This is a genomic window from Kangiella sp. (genome assembly GCF_014762745.1).
Taxonomy (GTDB): domain Bacteria; phylum Pseudomonadota; class Gammaproteobacteria; order Enterobacterales; family Kangiellaceae; genus Kangiella.
Window position 1 is genome coordinate 1 of sequence record NZ_JABURJ010000041.1, and the last position, 13,331, is coordinate 13,331.

The 13,331-nt window shown below is 44.2% G+C and carries 17 protein-coding genes; 13 read left to right on the top strand and 4 right to left on the bottom strand.

Annotated elements, in window-relative coordinates:
• The first annotated feature begins 352 nt into the window (after positions 1-352).
• Both HUJ19_RS02590 and murA read left to right on the top strand, forming a co-directional pair.
• Positions 353-598 (top strand): BolA family protein, encoded by a 246-nt coding sequence (locus HUJ19_RS02590; RefSeq protein ID WP_018625323.1) that lies wholly within the window; start codon positions 353-355, stop codon positions 596-598.
• A 16-nt stretch (positions 599-614) separates the two neighbouring features.
• Complete coding sequence (gene murA, locus HUJ19_RS02595) at positions 615-1,874, top strand: UDP-N-acetylglucosamine 1-carboxyvinyltransferase (protein WP_290622111.1); 1,260 nt, start codon at positions 615-617, stop codon at positions 1,872-1,874.
• Between the two features lie 104 nt (positions 1,875-1,978).
• On the opposite strand, the gene HUJ19_RS02600 is transcribed toward murA, so the two are convergent.
• Together HUJ19_RS02600 and HUJ19_RS02605 are read right to left on the bottom strand one after the other, a co-directional pair.
• A complete protein-coding gene (locus HUJ19_RS02600) occupies positions 1,979-3,145 on the bottom strand; it encodes a trypsin-like peptidase domain-containing protein (RefSeq protein ID WP_290622113.1) in 1,167 nt (388 codons plus the stop codon).
• Between the two features lie 35 nt (positions 3,146-3,180).
• The gene (locus HUJ19_RS02605) at positions 3,181-3,762 is read right to left on the bottom strand and encodes a DUF1043 family protein (protein ID WP_290622114.1); all 582 of its coding nucleotides are present in this window, start codon (positions 3,760-3,762) and stop codon (positions 3,181-3,183) included.
• A gap of 105 nt (positions 3,763-3,867) precedes the next feature.
• Here HUJ19_RS02605 and HUJ19_RS02610 point away from each other — a divergent pair, with 105 nt between their 5' ends.
• From HUJ19_RS02610 to zapE, 4 genes are all read left to right on the top strand, one after another.
• Positions 3,868-4,554, top strand: a complete 687-nt coding sequence (locus HUJ19_RS02610; protein WP_290622115.1) for a DUF2238 domain-containing protein — start codon at positions 3,868-3,870, stop codon at positions 4,552-4,554.
• 127 nt (positions 4,555-4,681) lie between these two features.
• Positions 4,682-5,038, top strand: a complete 357-nt coding sequence (locus tag HUJ19_RS02615; protein ID WP_290622117.1) for a hypothetical protein — start codon at positions 4,682-4,684, stop codon at positions 5,036-5,038.
• Positions 5,039-5,161: 123 nt separating this feature from the next.
• On the top strand, positions 5,162-5,800 hold the full coding sequence (locus tag HUJ19_RS02620; RefSeq protein WP_290622118.1) for an alpha/beta fold hydrolase: 639 nt from the start codon (positions 5,162-5,164) through the stop codon (positions 5,798-5,800).
• 11 nt (positions 5,801-5,811) lie between these two features.
• Entirely contained in the window at positions 5,812-6,915 is a 1,104-nt protein-coding gene (zapE, locus tag HUJ19_RS02625; protein WP_290622120.1) for a cell division protein ZapE, read from the top strand.
• Between the two features lie 75 nt (positions 6,916-6,990).
• Here the strand turns inward: zapE and HUJ19_RS02630 are convergent, their stop codons facing one another.
• A complete protein-coding gene (locus HUJ19_RS02630; protein ID WP_290622121.1) occupies positions 6,991-7,581 on the bottom strand; it encodes an outer membrane beta-barrel protein in 591 nt (196 codons plus the stop codon).
• Between the two features lie 98 nt (positions 7,582-7,679).
• Positions 7,680-8,021, bottom strand: coding sequence for an HU family DNA-binding protein (locus HUJ19_RS02635; protein WP_290622122.1), 342 nt, complete (start codon positions 8,019-8,021; stop codon positions 7,680-7,682).
• Positions 8,022-8,318: 297 nt separating this feature from the next.
• Between HUJ19_RS02635 and rplM the strand changes: the two genes are divergently transcribed.
• The 7 genes from rplM (at position 8,319) to HUJ19_RS02670 (ending at position 13,252) form a co-directional block, all read left to right on the top strand.
• Positions 8,319-8,747 (top strand): 50S ribosomal protein L13, encoded by a 429-nt coding sequence (gene rplM / locus HUJ19_RS02640; RefSeq protein WP_026309359.1) that lies wholly within the window; start codon positions 8,319-8,321, stop codon positions 8,745-8,747.
• Between the two features lie 10 nt (positions 8,748-8,757).
• Positions 8,758-9,147: a 30S ribosomal protein S9 gene (gene rpsI, locus HUJ19_RS02645; RefSeq protein ID WP_018625334.1), complete on the top strand. Its 390-nt coding sequence runs from the start codon at positions 8,758-8,760 to the stop codon at positions 9,145-9,147.
• Positions 9,148-9,459: 312 nt separating this feature from the next.
• Positions 9,460-10,047, top strand: a complete 588-nt coding sequence (petA, locus tag HUJ19_RS02650; protein ID WP_290622124.1) for a ubiquinol-cytochrome c reductase iron-sulfur subunit — start codon at positions 9,460-9,462, stop codon at positions 10,045-10,047.
• Entirely contained in the window at positions 10,047-11,258 is a 1,212-nt protein-coding gene (locus HUJ19_RS02655) for a cytochrome bc complex cytochrome b subunit (protein ID WP_290622125.1), read from the top strand. Before petA ends, HUJ19_RS02655 begins: the two co-directional genes overlap by 1 nt.
• Positions 11,255-12,100: a cytochrome c1 gene (locus tag HUJ19_RS02660; protein WP_290622127.1), complete on the top strand. Its 846-nt coding sequence runs from the start codon at positions 11,255-11,257 to the stop codon at positions 12,098-12,100. Before HUJ19_RS02655 ends, HUJ19_RS02660 begins: the two co-directional genes overlap by 4 nt.
• Positions 12,101-12,164: 64 nt before the next feature.
• Positions 12,165-12,797 carry a stringent starvation protein SspA gene (gene sspA / locus HUJ19_RS02665; protein WP_290622129.1) on the top strand — a complete coding sequence of 211 codons (633 nt, stop codon included), beginning with the start codon at positions 12,165-12,167 and terminating at the stop codon, positions 12,795-12,797.
• The gene (locus tag HUJ19_RS02670) at positions 12,797-13,252 is read left to right on the top strand and encodes a ClpXP protease specificity-enhancing factor (RefSeq protein WP_290622131.1); all 456 of its coding nucleotides are present in this window, start codon (positions 12,797-12,799) and stop codon (positions 13,250-13,252) included. The genes sspA and HUJ19_RS02670 overlap by 1 nt, the downstream gene beginning before the upstream one ends.
• Positions 13,253-13,331: the final 79 nt, after the last annotated feature.

Sequence of the window (13,331 nt, forward strand, 5' to 3'; positions counted from 1 at the left end):
GTAATACCAACCAGAATATAGGCAATGTGTTCTATCATGGAAACCTTAGAGAGCTTGGGTTATTAATAACTGGGCTTAACTTATTATAGGATAAGCATGACTTTGACTGACAAATTGAAATTGTTTCAAAGCATTGCCCTTCATTGAAGTGAAATTGCGACAAATAAGCGCGCCATTGTACAGCGAAAGGGGTTTGATGTCATTCACAGGTGTTTATCATAGGGAATTCAGGTAAAATCACGCCACTTTAGTGCCAACTTTGCTAATGATTCATACTTTTGTGTCTATATTGACGCAGTTTTTGGCGTTATCATGCTTGGCCATAACTTCGATTAACGTAAGTATTTGACAAATGATTGAACAGATTAAGTCCCTGATTGAAAAAGAAATTGAATGTGAAGAGTTGCGTGTGGATGGCGATGGTAGTCATTTTCAGGTGATTGTTGTGAGCAAGGCCTTTGAAGGCTTGCGTAGCGTAAAAAAGCAACAGATGGTTTATGCCGCAGTTAATGAGCATATTGCCAGTGGTGATATTCATGCTTTGACTATAAAGGCATACACGCCTGAAGAATGGTCAAAAGCCAAGCATTTTGCCTAAGCCTGAGTGAGCAATCATGGATAAACTACTGATTAAAGATGCTGGCCCTCTTGATGGTTCGATCAAGATTTCTGGTGCGAAAAATGCGGCCCTACCTATTTTGATGGGCGCCTTGCTGGTAGATGGCGTAACCACAATCGGCAATTTACCGCATTTGAATGATGTGACTACGACTTTAGAGCTGATGGGGCGTTTAGGTGCCAAGCTGACTATCGATGATAAGTTTAATGTTGAAATTGATAGCCGCAAAATCCACAGTCATGAAGCACCTTACGAGCTAGTTAAAACCATGCGTGCTTCGATTCTGGTTCTGGGCCCGCTACTGGCACGTTTTGGTGAGGCAGTAGTGTCTCTGCCAGGCGGTTGTGCCATTGGTTCGCGTCCAGTGAACCTGCACATAGAAGGTATGCGCGAGATGGGCGCTGATATCGAAGTGGAAGCCGGTTATGTTAAAGCAAAATCGGATGGCCGTTTAAAAGGAGCTAAAATTGTCATGGAAATGGTCAGCGTTGGCGCTACCGAAAATCTAATCATGGCGGCGGCTCTGGCCGATGGCACTTCGGTGATTGAGAATGCTGCGCGTGAACCTGAAGTGGTCGATCTGGCCAACTTCTTAAATAGCATGGGCGCGAAAATCAGTGGAGCGGGCACATCTGTGATTACCATTGAGGGCGTTGAGCGCTTGCATGGAGGTCATCACGATGTGTTGCCGGATCGTATTGAAACTGGAACCTATCTGGTTGCCGCAGCTATGACGCGTGGCCGTATTCGTTGCCGAAACACCGATCCGAATATTCTGGATGCAGTGTTAGTTAAGCTCAAAGAAGCTGGCGCAGAGGTCACCACTGGCGACGACTGGATTGAGCTTGATATGCATGGAAAGCGTCCGAAAGCGGTAAACATCAAAACGGCTCCTTATCCGGGCTTTCCAACAGATATGCAGGCCCAGTTTTGTGCCATGAATGCAGTTGCAGAAGGTACTGGTACCATCACCGAAACTATTTTCGAAAATCGCTTTATGCATGTTCTGGAAATGCAGCGCATGGGCGCGGACATTGCTATTGAAGGTAATACTGCCATCTGTCGTGGTGTTGAGCATCTTTCGGGAGCACAGGTTATGGCAACTGATTTACGTGCCTCCGCCAGTCTGGTTCTGGCCGGTTTATGTGCGGAAGGCGAAACTTTAGTGGATCGGATCTATCACATTGATCGTGGTTATGAAACCATTGAAGAGAAGCTACAAAATCTGGGTGCCTACATTAAACGTATTGGTTAGCATCATAAGATTATCATAAGCGGTAAAGAAAAAAGGGCCAACTGGCCCTTTTTTGATGTCTGGATTCTGGAAAGCAGTATTTGGGAAAACTGGTTCTAGGAAAGCTAGTTCCGATAACCTAACACTACCTCGGTTTGCTCTTTCTGACCGTCGCGGTAATATTCAATATCGACTTTGGTTGTCGGTGGCGCGTTCCAGATCGCCGCCATCAGATCGGCGGTAGTATTGATTGATTGGCTGTTGACTCGGGTAATAATGTCTAGTGGTTGTAGTCCTGCTTTATCGGCCGGACCATTGCCATTAATTGCGGTGATCACAATACCCTGACCAAAGGGAAGTTGCTCGATTTGGCTAGCCAGCTGCTGTTGCTGTTGTGGTGACAGGCTCATTTCCTGAACGATGGAGCGGAAGTTGATGGTCATATCGCCATTCAGGCCCAGCCAGCCCCGTTGCACTTCGCCATTTTCTAACAGCTCATTAACAACATGCTGCACGTCTGCAGCGACAATGGCAAAGTTCTGATAGGTTTTTTCTCCCGACTCGTCACGAGAGCTTAAGGCTGTGATACCTACTAGCTCACCTTGACTATTAACCAGCGCGCCACCTGAATTTCCTGATCGAAGGGCGGCATCTGTTTGAATGTAGTGAGAGACTCGCGAGAAAAATTTAGCGCTGATAATGCCCTGAGTCACGGTCTGCTCAAACGCCATGTAGGGCGTACCAATTGCAAACACGATATCACCTACACGGCTATGGTCTTCTGAGCTTAATGGCAGTATATGCTGGGGTTGATAATCAACTTTCAGTAGTGCTAGATCGGAGTCTTTATCAAGACCGATCATTTCTGCTGCCAGCTTGTGTCCATTCATCATCTCAACAATGATCGACTCGGCTTTATCTAAGACATGTGCATTGGTCACAATATGCCCCTGTTGATCGATAAAAACTCCTGAGCCGTTATTCAAAAATGCGCAGGCATTGGTGCCGGTTGGAACTGCTCTTAAGCTGTTTTGACATTCTGGATCAGTCAGTGGGAATAGTTTTGAGCGAGCCTGAATGCTGACCACCGCAGGGCGCGCCTTGTCCAGCATTTCTGCATAACCCATAAATGGAGTGGTGTTCTGGGTGGGCTGACCTTCGACTGAGCTTGTTTGCTGCACTGGGGGGCTGATCGAGAAGCGGCCCGGCATGAAGACAATAAACAGGGCTGCGATGCCGAGACCGACCAGTAAATATTTCACAATGTAGCCAATAAGAATAATAAATCGCATGGGTTCCTCAAATTTCAGTCAAACAACTGATGTTATTAATTCGGGTGAAGTTTGTCTTTTGTTGTTTTATCGTCAGCTTCTTCGTTTAGCTCTGATTCTGACTCTGGCTGTGAGTTCCCTGTTTCTTTGCTCTGCTCCTTGTCAGACACATTCTCTTTTATGGTTTCTGTGCTATGGGCAGGATGATAATCATCGTCCATATCATCATCTGCGTAGTCTCTGGGTTGCTGAGGGCCTGCATCATAGTCAGCAATTTCTTTAGCTTCGCTATCAATCACATTAGCATTGAGTTCTTTTTCCAATGGGCTGCTAAGTCCTGCCAGGGTTCCGGTATTGCTACTCAGCTTTAATTCAAATTTACGATTGCTTAATTTACTTGAGCTGCTAGCCAGGTGCTGATAGAGCATCTTATACTCTTCTGTGACGTTACTAAATAGTCGTGCGGTTTCATCAAAATGCTTATTGACGTCTTCTTTTAGTGTGTTGAGTTCGTCATCCTTGGCTTTTAATTCTTCGGATAATGCTTTGGTGCGTTGCGACATGCCGTGCCAACGGCCGAAAAAGAATGCGCCAACTGCAACAATAAGGAGCAAGAAGATAATTAATGGACTGGACATGAATCTATATTCCTCAATCTGTCAATGTCGTCTAAGCGAAAATTGCCTAAATCCCTGATTTGATCTTATGATACACAATAAATAGCCGTAAGTTCGAGAGGATTCATGACCTATAACACAAAATTCTTACTCACTTTGAGCGGCATCTTTTTAGTAGTCTTTGTTTTATGTGCAATTAATCCTGTCGACCGCTCTACCTGGCTCCTTGAAAATGTTTTGATGTTCCTGTTAGTAGTAGGCCTTATAGGCAGTTATAAAAAATTTCGTCTGTCCAGAATTTCCTACTTTTGTATTTTTCTTTTTTTGTGCTTTCACGAAATCGGTTCACATTATACCTATTCACTTGTTCCCTATAATCAATGGAGTGAATCTATTTTTGGTTCACCACTGAATGACTGGTTTGGCTGGGAACGCAATCATTATGATCGTTTTCTGCACCTCGCCTATGGCTTATTGTTTGCCTATCCTATCCGTGAAATTTTTATTCGCATAGTAAAGGTGAAGGGCTTTTGGGGTTATTTTTTACCCTTAGACCTGACCTTGTCGACGTCGGCTATCTATGAGCTGATAGAATGGGCTGCGGCACTTGTTTTTGGTGGTGATGTCGGTACCGCTTATCTGGGCACGCAGGGAGACGTCTGGGATGCTCATAAGGACATGGCTTTAGCTGGTTTAGGAGCCTTGATAACAATGATCATTGTTGCTTTTATCAATTGGCGATGGCAGCGAGATTTTGCCCGTGAGTGGAACGAGAGCCTGACACCACAGTCACAAAATCCCGAAACCTTGTGAGATTGTCGCGCTAGCAAAAGTAAACTATTTGGCATTTTACGGCTAAACATGAGTCAGTGACTTTCCATCCTGTGGGTAATGAAAAATAATAACCGGCAATGTTTGAATTGAAACAAAGGTAAGAGTTATGAAAGCAATCCTGATAGCAGGTCTGGTGAGTGTACTTGGTCTGGTCAATACAACCTCAGCATTTGACGATGAGAAAAAACGTGAAGAACTGATCAAAGAGCGAGCGGAATTATTAAAAGAACGTGAGAAGCTCGAAAAGGAGCGTCAAAAGGATTTACGTGAACATGAGCGGGAAGATAGAAAAGCTTATGAAGAAATGCTTCGCGAGCAAGAAAAGGCCAGAGCTGAGTCTGAGCGTGAATGGAATAAGGAAGAAAAGGAAGCCTTAAAAAAGCAACAGGAAGCAGAGCGCGAATATGAGAAGAAGCGTCTGGAAGAAGACAAGAAAGGGCGCAAAGCGTCTAATAAGTACTAAAGGTTTCATTATGAATCACGGGAAAGAGGCTTCGGCCTCTTTTTTTGTGGCTGGCTGGTTTGTTCCAACTATCGACAAAACGTGCGAAAATAGCCGGCAATATCAATCAACCTTAATAATCGAGTGAATAAAAATCATTTCTTGATAGAAGGTGCTGCAGGTCATCTAGAAGCAACCCTTGATCAACCCGATTCTCCTGAAAGAAATGCTATTGCTGTCTGTTGCCATCCGCATCCTTTACACGGCGGCGCTATGACCAACAAAGTGATTTATACGGTTTCTAGAGCTCTGGCCGGACTAGGCATTCCGTCGGTTCGTTTCAACTTTCGCGGCGTTGGCGAATCTAAGGGTAAGTATGACGAGGGCAGGGGTGAGCAGCAGGATCTGATCAAGGTTGTTGAGTGGATGCAGAAGCAATATCCGGGTCGACCACTATGGCTCGCTGGCTTCAGCTTTGGTTCCTGGATCGCTGCACTACAGGCTAAATCGCTTGACGCCAAACAGTTAATCAGCATAGCGCCACCGGTCAATCGTTTCAGTTTTGATGAGTTTGAAATTCCCGACTGTCCTTGGTTAGTGGTGCAGGGTGATGCAGATGAAGTGGTTGACCCCGAGGCTGTCTTTAAATGGCTTGATGAGTTACCTACCAAACCTGATGTGATTCGCATGCAAGGAGCTGGACACTTTTTTCACAGCCGATTGGTAGAATTGCGTGAATTAATGGAAGAAAGCCTACAGTCACATTTGCCTGAAGAACTATAAGTATTCATTATATGCGTCCAATCGATTTAACACCCTTAGAAAAATATGAGCAGGATCTGGCCAATGGTTTTGCAAAAGACCCAGCTCAAGCTGAAGCAGTAGCAGCTCTGCAACGAGTGTATGATGACTTGCTAAACAGTCGCCCCAGTGGTGGCTTCATGGACCTGGTCAAACGCTGGCTGTCTTCGGATCTGGAGCCCGTCAAAGGATTGTATATGTGGGGAGGCGTCGGTCGTGGTAAAACCTGGCTGATGGATACTTTCTTTAACTGCCTGCCGATAAAAGGCAAAATCCGGCTACATTTTCACCGCTTTATGCATGAAGTTCATCATGAGTTGAAAACCTTGTCTGGCGAGAAAAATCCTCTGGTGAAAATTGCCGATCAATTATCGCAACGTGCGCGTGTCATCTGCTTCGATGAATTCTTTGTCACCGATATCACCGATGCCATGATCCTTGGCGGTTTGTTTAAAGAACTGTTTGAACGCAATATCGTATTGGTGGCAACGTCTAATATTCCACCTGAGCGACTTTACTGGAATGGCTTGCAGCGTGAGCGGTTTCTACCCGCGATTGAGCTAATACAGCAGCATTGTCAGGTATTAAATGTGGACGGTGGCACTGATTACCGGATGCGAACCCTGGAAAAGGCGGAAATCTATCATTACCCGCTGGACGAAGCTGCTGATAAAAATATGCAGCAATACTTCCTGCAATTATCCGGTGAGGAAGGGCAACAGCACTGCAAGCTCAAGATAGAAGGTCGTTTAATTGATGCGGTGAGATTATCGGACAATGTAGTCTGGTTTACCTTCGATGCCATCTGCAAAACGGAGCGCTCGGCCAACGACTATATAGAGCTATCCCGCAACTACCACACGGTTTTCGTCAGCAAGATCCCGCAACTCAATGACTCCGTCAATGATGCTACACGTCGTTTTATCGCCTTGGTGGATGAGTTTTATGAACGACACGTGAAGTTAATTCTTTCTGCCGAAGTCGCTTTGGAAGAACTCTATACTGGAAAAGGCTTAGCCTTCGAGTTTGAAAGGACCGTTAGCCGCCTGCAGGAAATGCAAAGCAAGGAATATCTCGCCAAAGAGCATTTGGCTTAGATTATCTAACCACTTCTTTCAGGTTTAAAAAAAGCCGACTTTGTAGTCGGCTTTTATCTAGATTGAGAAATTTTGTTAAAAACTTAATGTATACACCAATGATATAGCGTCTGTATCTGCAGTTTCATCGATAATAGGCAAGATCCCTTCTATCTCAATATCATAGGTTTGCCAATTTAGAGAAAATTGTTGGTTTTGTATGAAGTTCCAAGACACTCCAAGCGCATAAGTCATACCGTTGCCATCATCTTTATATCTATCGCCTGCTACTGGTTGAATCAACTTTGCATCACTAGACCATTCAGCTGTTCCCAATTTCCCGAAGATTGCAAAATCGTCAGTAATATCGATGGAGCCAACTAATAATAAAGAATAGAGAGTGACATCCAACTCAGTTTTGGCATCGAATGATGGTTCGCTACCAGTAAAAGTACCTAAATCATGATAATTGAGTTCGACAGCAAAATTATCACTAAAATTATAGCCAATAAGGCCTTTCCATGCTGTGCTTTTGTCATCGCATGGTCTATCAATATCACATGCATCACTTTTTGCCTGCCCTAAGCCAAGACCAGCATAAAAATCGTCTTGTGCATGCACATGCGGTATAAGGACTAACGAATAAAGTAAGATTGTTCCATAAACGGTGGTTTTAAATTTACTCACGATTTTCCCCTTATGTAAGTTTATTTATAATTTGCAGGTTATTATTATAAAAAAGCCGACAATGATGTCGGCTTCAGAGCTCAAAGAGTGGTTAGTAACTATTTAACCATATCCTTTAATTTCTTAAGTGGGCGTACTTTAACCGCAACGCTGGCTGGCTTGGCTTTAAATATGGTTTCTTCGCCTGTGAAAGGGTTGATACCTTTGCGAGCTTTAACCGCTGGCTTTTTAACGGTGCTGATTTTCAGTAAGCCAGGTAAGGTGAATTCGCCAACTGCGCGTTTTTTGATGTGACGCTCAATAACGACGCCTAGCTCGTCTAAAACCGCTGACACGTCTTTCTTGGTTAGGCCTGTTTGTGCTGAGATTTCGTTAAGGATTTGAGTTTTTGTGAATTTTTCTTGAACCGCTGTAACTTTGCGGGCTTTATTATCTGCCATTTTTCCTTTGCCTCTTATGTTAGTTGACTGTTAAAATATCGGTCGTCTTGGCGAGTATTGCAAAATTGACTCCCCATCAGCGCTTTTTATAGCGCTAAAAGCCCCGTAAATAAAGTCTTTTTCGCAGGATTTTACTTAAAATTCATAAATTTGGCCGAGACATTTGATAATTTTTGAAAATCCTGGTGTCGCCTCTTGTTTTATAGGGGTGATTTCTGTAGAATTCGCGCTCTCTTTTTTAGGGCCGTGATCGGTTCCCTATTGCGGGTGCAAATGGCTTTTTGGAGCTTAAAGAATATGAAAACATACAGTGCAAAGCCTGAAACTGTTAAGCGTGACTGGTTCGTAGTCGACGCTAGCGGCAAGACTTTAGGCCGCCTGGCGACTGAAGTAGCTCGCCGTTTGAAAGGCAAACACAAAGCAGAATATACGCCTCACGTTGATACTGGTGACTACATTATCATCATCAACGCTGAGAAAGTAACTGTGACTGGTAACAAGGCACAGGACAAAATGTATTATCGTCACTCTGGTTATCCAGGTGGCATTAAAGAAACCAACTTCGAGAAATTGCAGGCAACTAAACCTGAAATGATCATCGAGAAAGCGGTAAAAGGTATGCTTCCTAAGAATCCTTTGGGCCGTGCGATGTTCCGCAAGTTGAAAGTTTACGCTGGCACTGAGCACAATCATACTGCTCAGCAACCAATCCCATTAGAAATCTAAGGTGAGAACAATGGCTGAACAATATTACGGAACAGGTCGTCGTAAAAGCTCTACAGCTCGTGTTTTCCTGCGTCCTGGGAATGGTGCGATTACCGTTAACCAGCGTAGTCTTGACGAGTATTTTGGTCGTGAAACATCACGCATGGTGGTTCGTCAACCACTTGAGCTAACTGAAACTCTTGAAAAATTTGATGTGTACGTAACTGTTGCTGGCGGCGGCGGTACTGGTCAAGCCGGTGCTATTCGTCACGGTATCACTCGTGCATTAATGGAGTATGATGAAGAATTGCGTGCTCCATTGCGTAAAGCTGGCTTTGTTACCCGTGACGCTCGTGCAGTTGAGCGTAAGAAAGTGGGCCTACATAAAGCACGTAAGCGCCCTCAGTTCTCGAAACGTTAAGTTTCAGACAAGAATTGCCGGAGAGGAACTCCGGCATTATTTACACCCGCACACCGCGGGTGTTTTTTTATTTATCCTTTCTGAATTTTTCCGACTTTCAATAAGTTACAGCTGTCGCTCTGGTCTGACCTCATTGTTTTTGTGGGTATTTTCCTATATGATCCCTGCGCAGTATTCTGCCGTAGAAGCGCAAATAAGTGTTTTTTGCATTAATTAAGAAGGTTTGCTTCATAGCAGAATCGATTTAAATCATGATTTTCCGACGCCATCCATTGGTGGGTGGTGCTATTTCTTCGTGGGGAGACTAACCGAATGAGTAATCAGGGCGTCAACAAAGGACGCAGAAATCTGCTAATCGGTGCTACTTCAGTAGTCGGTGCGGTTGGTGTGATTGGTGCGGCAGTACCTTTTGTTCGTTCCTGGGCACCAAGCGCCAAAGCGCAGTCTGCAGGTGCTCCAGTATCGTATGACTACACCAAACTTGAGGTAGGACAGCAAATTACTGTGGAGTGGCGTGGTAAGCCTGTATGGGTTATGCGTCGTGACGAGAGAATGTTACAGAGCATCACGAAAAGTGAAGAGTTTGTAGCAGATCCAGAATCCGAAAAGCCACAACAGCCTGAGTATTGTAAAAATGAATACCGTTCAATCGAGCCAGATATCTTCGTGGCAGTCGGTATTTGTACACACCTGGGTTGTTCACCGCAGTTGTTTGCGGATGCAGGTTCATTAGAAGGTGGCTGGCTAGGTGGTTATTACTGCCCATGTCACGGTTCTAAGTTTGATTTGGCTGGCCGTGTTTATAGCGGTGTTCCAGCAAACGCCAACTTGGAAGTTCCTCCTTATACTATCGACACAACAGCTAAAATGATTGTGATTGGTGAAGAGGGAGGTGCCTAATGTTTAAGAATTTTATGACTTGGCTTGATGCCCGTTTCCCAGCAACTAAAGTCTGGAATGAGCATTTAGCAGAATATTACGCACCAAAGAACTTCAACTTCTGGTACTTCTTTGGTTCATTGGCCATGCTGGTTCTTGTAAATCAATTGTTAACCGGTATCTGGTTAACCATGTTCTATAGCCCAAGCGAACCATTTGCTTCTGTAGAGTACATCATGCGTGATGTGGAATATGGTTGGCTCCTTCGTTACCTTCACTCAACCGGTGCTTCAGCATTCTTTGTTGTAGTTTATCTGCATATGTTCCGTGGCATCATGTACGGTTCATATAAGAAGCCTCGTGAGTTGATCTGGATCTTCGGTATGATCATCTTTGTTCTATTGATGGCAGAAGCCTTTATGGGCTACTTGCTACCATGGGGACAGATGTCATTCTGGGGAGCTCAGGTGATTGTTAACCTGTTCGGTACCGTGCCCGTAGTTGGTCCCGATTTGGTTGAGTGGATTCGTGGTGACTTTACATTGTCATTAGCCACCCTAAACCGTTTCTTTGCATTGCACGTTGTTGCGGTTCCGCTAGCGCTAGTTGCCATGGTGTTCTTGCATCTGGTTGCGTTGCATAAAGTGGGCTCTAACAATCCGGATGGTGTTGAAATCAAAGAGAAGAAAGATGAGAACGGTATTCCGCTAGACGGCATTCCTTTCCACCCTTATTACACAGTAAAAGATATCGTTGGTGTGGTCGTCTTCATGATGATTTTCCTGGGTGTGGTCTTCTTTGCTCCAGATTTTGGCGGCTATTTCCTAGAGCGTCCAAACTTTGAGCCAGCCAATCCGCTGAAAACTCCTCCACACATTGCCCCGGTTTGGTACTTCACACCATTCTATACAATGTTGCGTGCTGTGCCGGATCCGTTCGGTGGCTTCATTGTCATGGCATTGGCAATTGTGATTTTGTTCCTGTTACCTTGGCTTGATCGTCAAAAAGTGAAGTCAATCCGCTATCGTGGTGCTTCATACAAAATCCTACTAGCCTTGTTTGTTATATCATTCATCATTCTGGGCATTCTGGGTGTTGTTCCTGTAACAGACTTTACTAAATGGCTAGGACGTATTTGTACGGTCTATTACTTCTTCTTCTTTATTGCCTTGTGGTTCTTGCCCAAGTTCGAGAAAACTAAACCAGTACCAGAGAGGGTAACAGACAAATGAAAAAGTTAATTACAGCTATTTTATTCCTGCTACCTGTATCTGCATTTGCTGCAGGCGGCGGTACATTTTATCCAAATGATCCGGCAAACATTGATTTGTCGGATAAAACATCATTGCAAAATGGTGCCAAATTGTACGTGAACTACTGTTTGGGTTGTCACTCGATGGAGTATGTTCGCTATTCACGTATTGCTCAAGATTTGGAGCTTACTGAAGAGCAAACAGTAAACAACTTGATTCTTGGTGATCAGAAATTTGGCGATACTATGGATAAAGCCATGGATCCTGTGCAAGCCGAAAAGAAATATTTTGGTGTGAATCCTTTGGATTTGACATTAGCTGCACGTGTTCGTGGCGAAGACTGGGTATACAACTATTTGCGTTCTTTCTATGTTGACCCGTCACGTCCTTTTGGTGTGAACAATACGGTATTCCCTTCAGTGGGTATGCCGCATATTCTTGCTGATCTGCAAGGCTTACAGGCAAAGAGTGATGAATTGCTTTCTGTTGAAGAGCAAATTGCAAATGCCAAAGCTGTGCTAAATGATTCTGAAGCTAGTGCTGAAGCGAAAGCTAAAGCAGAAGAACAGCAGCATGAAGCAGAGGCGGCAATGGCTAAGCTGGCTGCGGAAGGCAAAATGTTCGTTCAGATTAAAGAAGGACAGATGACTCCTGAAGAGTTCGATGAAAATATTCGTGACTTGACTGCGTTCATGGCTTACACAGCAAATCCAGTAAAACTGGAAAGTAAGCGCATGGGTGTTTGGGTTCTATTGTTCTTATTTGTGCTATTGATATTTGCCTACTTCCTGAAGAAAGAATTCTGGAAAGACGTACATTAATTAGCATCCTAAGCCTCGGTGAATTTTCGCCGAGGCTTTCTTGTTGTTCGCAGGAGAAAACAGTATGGCAGTAGTTGCCAAACGTTCAGTAATGACTCTCTTTTCTGGTAACGATGTATACAGCCACCAGGCTCGCATTGTATTAGCAGAAAAGGGCGTAAACTACGAAGTGGTAGAAGTTACCCCTGATAATGTTCCGGAAGATTTGTTGGATCTGAATCCTTATGGTTCGGTACCAACACTGATTGACCGTGACCTGGTTTTATATGAAGCCAGCATTGTTATGGAATATCTGGATGAGCGATTTCCGCATCCTCCATTAATGCCGGTTTACCCGGTAACTCGTGGCAGAAGCCGTCTGATGATGCATCGCATTCAGAAAGAATGGTATAGCCAATATGAGCTTATCGTTAATGGTACGGAAGCTAAAGCGAAAAAGGCCCGTAAAGAATTACAGGAAAGTATTATGGCATTGGCTCCAGTGTTTGCCAGCAATCCTTATTTTATGAGTGAAGAGTTCTCATTAGTAGATTGTGTTATCGCTCCATTGTTATGGCGTGCTGATCAATTGGGTATTGAGATCTCAGGTCGCGGAAGCAAAGCCATCCATGATTATATGGAAAGAATTTTTGATCGTGAGTCGTTCAAAGTCAGTTTGACCGAAGAAGAACGCGAGATCAAAATGGGACTAATGTAATGGCGGGTAACTCGCCATTACAACCCTACCTATTAATCGCTTATTACGAGTGGATTCTCGATAATGAGTGGACTCCTCAAATCCTGGTCGATACTTCCCATCCGCAAGTTGATGTTCCAATGCAGTTTGCCAATGACGGCAAAATTGTTCTCAATATAGCGCCTACTGCGGTAGCTAATTTTGAGCTCAATCATGATTATGTCAGCTTTAATGCGCGCTTCTCCGGGCAGTCGTTAAGCTTGTATATTCCAACTAGCTCTATTGTTGCTATCTATGCTCGTGAAAACGATCAGGGCATTATGTTCTCTGCTAACATGTATGGGGAGGAAGACAATGAGCCAGAACTAGGAACTGTTTCTGAGGAAGCTGATAATGGCACCAGTGATGATGATGGCCCTGATGACGAGCCACCTAAGCCACCAAAAGGGAAGCCAAAGCTGAAGGTCGTTAAGTAGTGGAAGTAGGGATTGTTATCAATTTGTCCCGTCCTAAAATAGGTTGACAGTTTTTTTAAGTTGAAGCCCGAGCCTTGTC

Excerpts from the sequence above, each read along its gene's own strand:
- petA (WP_290622124.1), top strand. The coding sequence starts at position 9,460 with ATGAGTAATCAGGGCGTCAACAAAGGACGCAGAAATCTGCTAATCGGT.
- HUJ19_RS02660 (WP_290622127.1), top strand. The coding sequence starts at position 11,255 with ATGAAAAAGTTAATTACAGCTATTTTATTCCTGCTACCTGTATCTGCA.
- sspA (WP_290622129.1), top strand. The coding sequence starts at position 12,165 with ATGGCAGTAGTTGCCAAACGTTCAGTAATGACTCTCTTTTCTGGTAAC.
- rpsI (WP_018625334.1), top strand. The coding sequence starts at position 8,758 with ATGGCTGAACAATATTACGGAACAGGTCGTCGTAAAAGCTCTACAGCT.
- murA (WP_290622111.1), top strand. The coding sequence starts at position 615 with ATGGATAAACTACTGATTAAAGATGCTGGCCCTCTTGATGGTTCGATC.
- HUJ19_RS02590 (WP_018625323.1), top strand. The coding sequence starts at position 353 with ATGATTGAACAGATTAAGTCCCTGATTGAAAAAGAAATTGAATGTGAA.
- HUJ19_RS02605 (WP_290622114.1), bottom strand. The coding sequence starts at position 3,762 with ATGTCCAGTCCATTAATTATCTTCTTGCTCCTTATTGTTGCAGTTGGC.
- HUJ19_RS02615 (WP_290622117.1), top strand. The coding sequence starts at position 4,682 with ATGAAAGCAATCCTGATAGCAGGTCTGGTGAGTGTACTTGGTCTGGTC.
- rplM (WP_026309359.1), top strand. The coding sequence starts at position 8,319 with ATGAAAACATACAGTGCAAAGCCTGAAACTGTTAAGCGTGACTGGTTC.
- HUJ19_RS02600 (WP_290622113.1), bottom strand. The coding sequence starts at position 3,145 with ATGCGATTTATTATTCTTATTGGCTACATTGTGAAATATTTACTGGTC.
- HUJ19_RS02655 (WP_290622125.1), top strand. The coding sequence starts at position 10,047 with ATGTTTAAGAATTTTATGACTTGGCTTGATGCCCGTTTCCCAGCAACT.
- HUJ19_RS02635 (WP_290622122.1), bottom strand. The coding sequence starts at position 8,021 with ATGGCAGATAATAAAGCCCGCAAAGTTACAGCGGTTCAAGAAAAATTC.
- zapE (WP_290622120.1), top strand. The coding sequence starts at position 5,812 with ATGCGTCCAATCGATTTAACACCCTTAGAAAAATATGAGCAGGATCTG.
- HUJ19_RS02670 (WP_290622131.1), top strand. The coding sequence starts at position 12,797 with ATGGCGGGTAACTCGCCATTACAACCCTACCTATTAATCGCTTATTAC.
- HUJ19_RS02610 (WP_290622115.1), top strand. The coding sequence starts at position 3,868 with ATGACCTATAACACAAAATTCTTACTCACTTTGAGCGGCATCTTTTTA.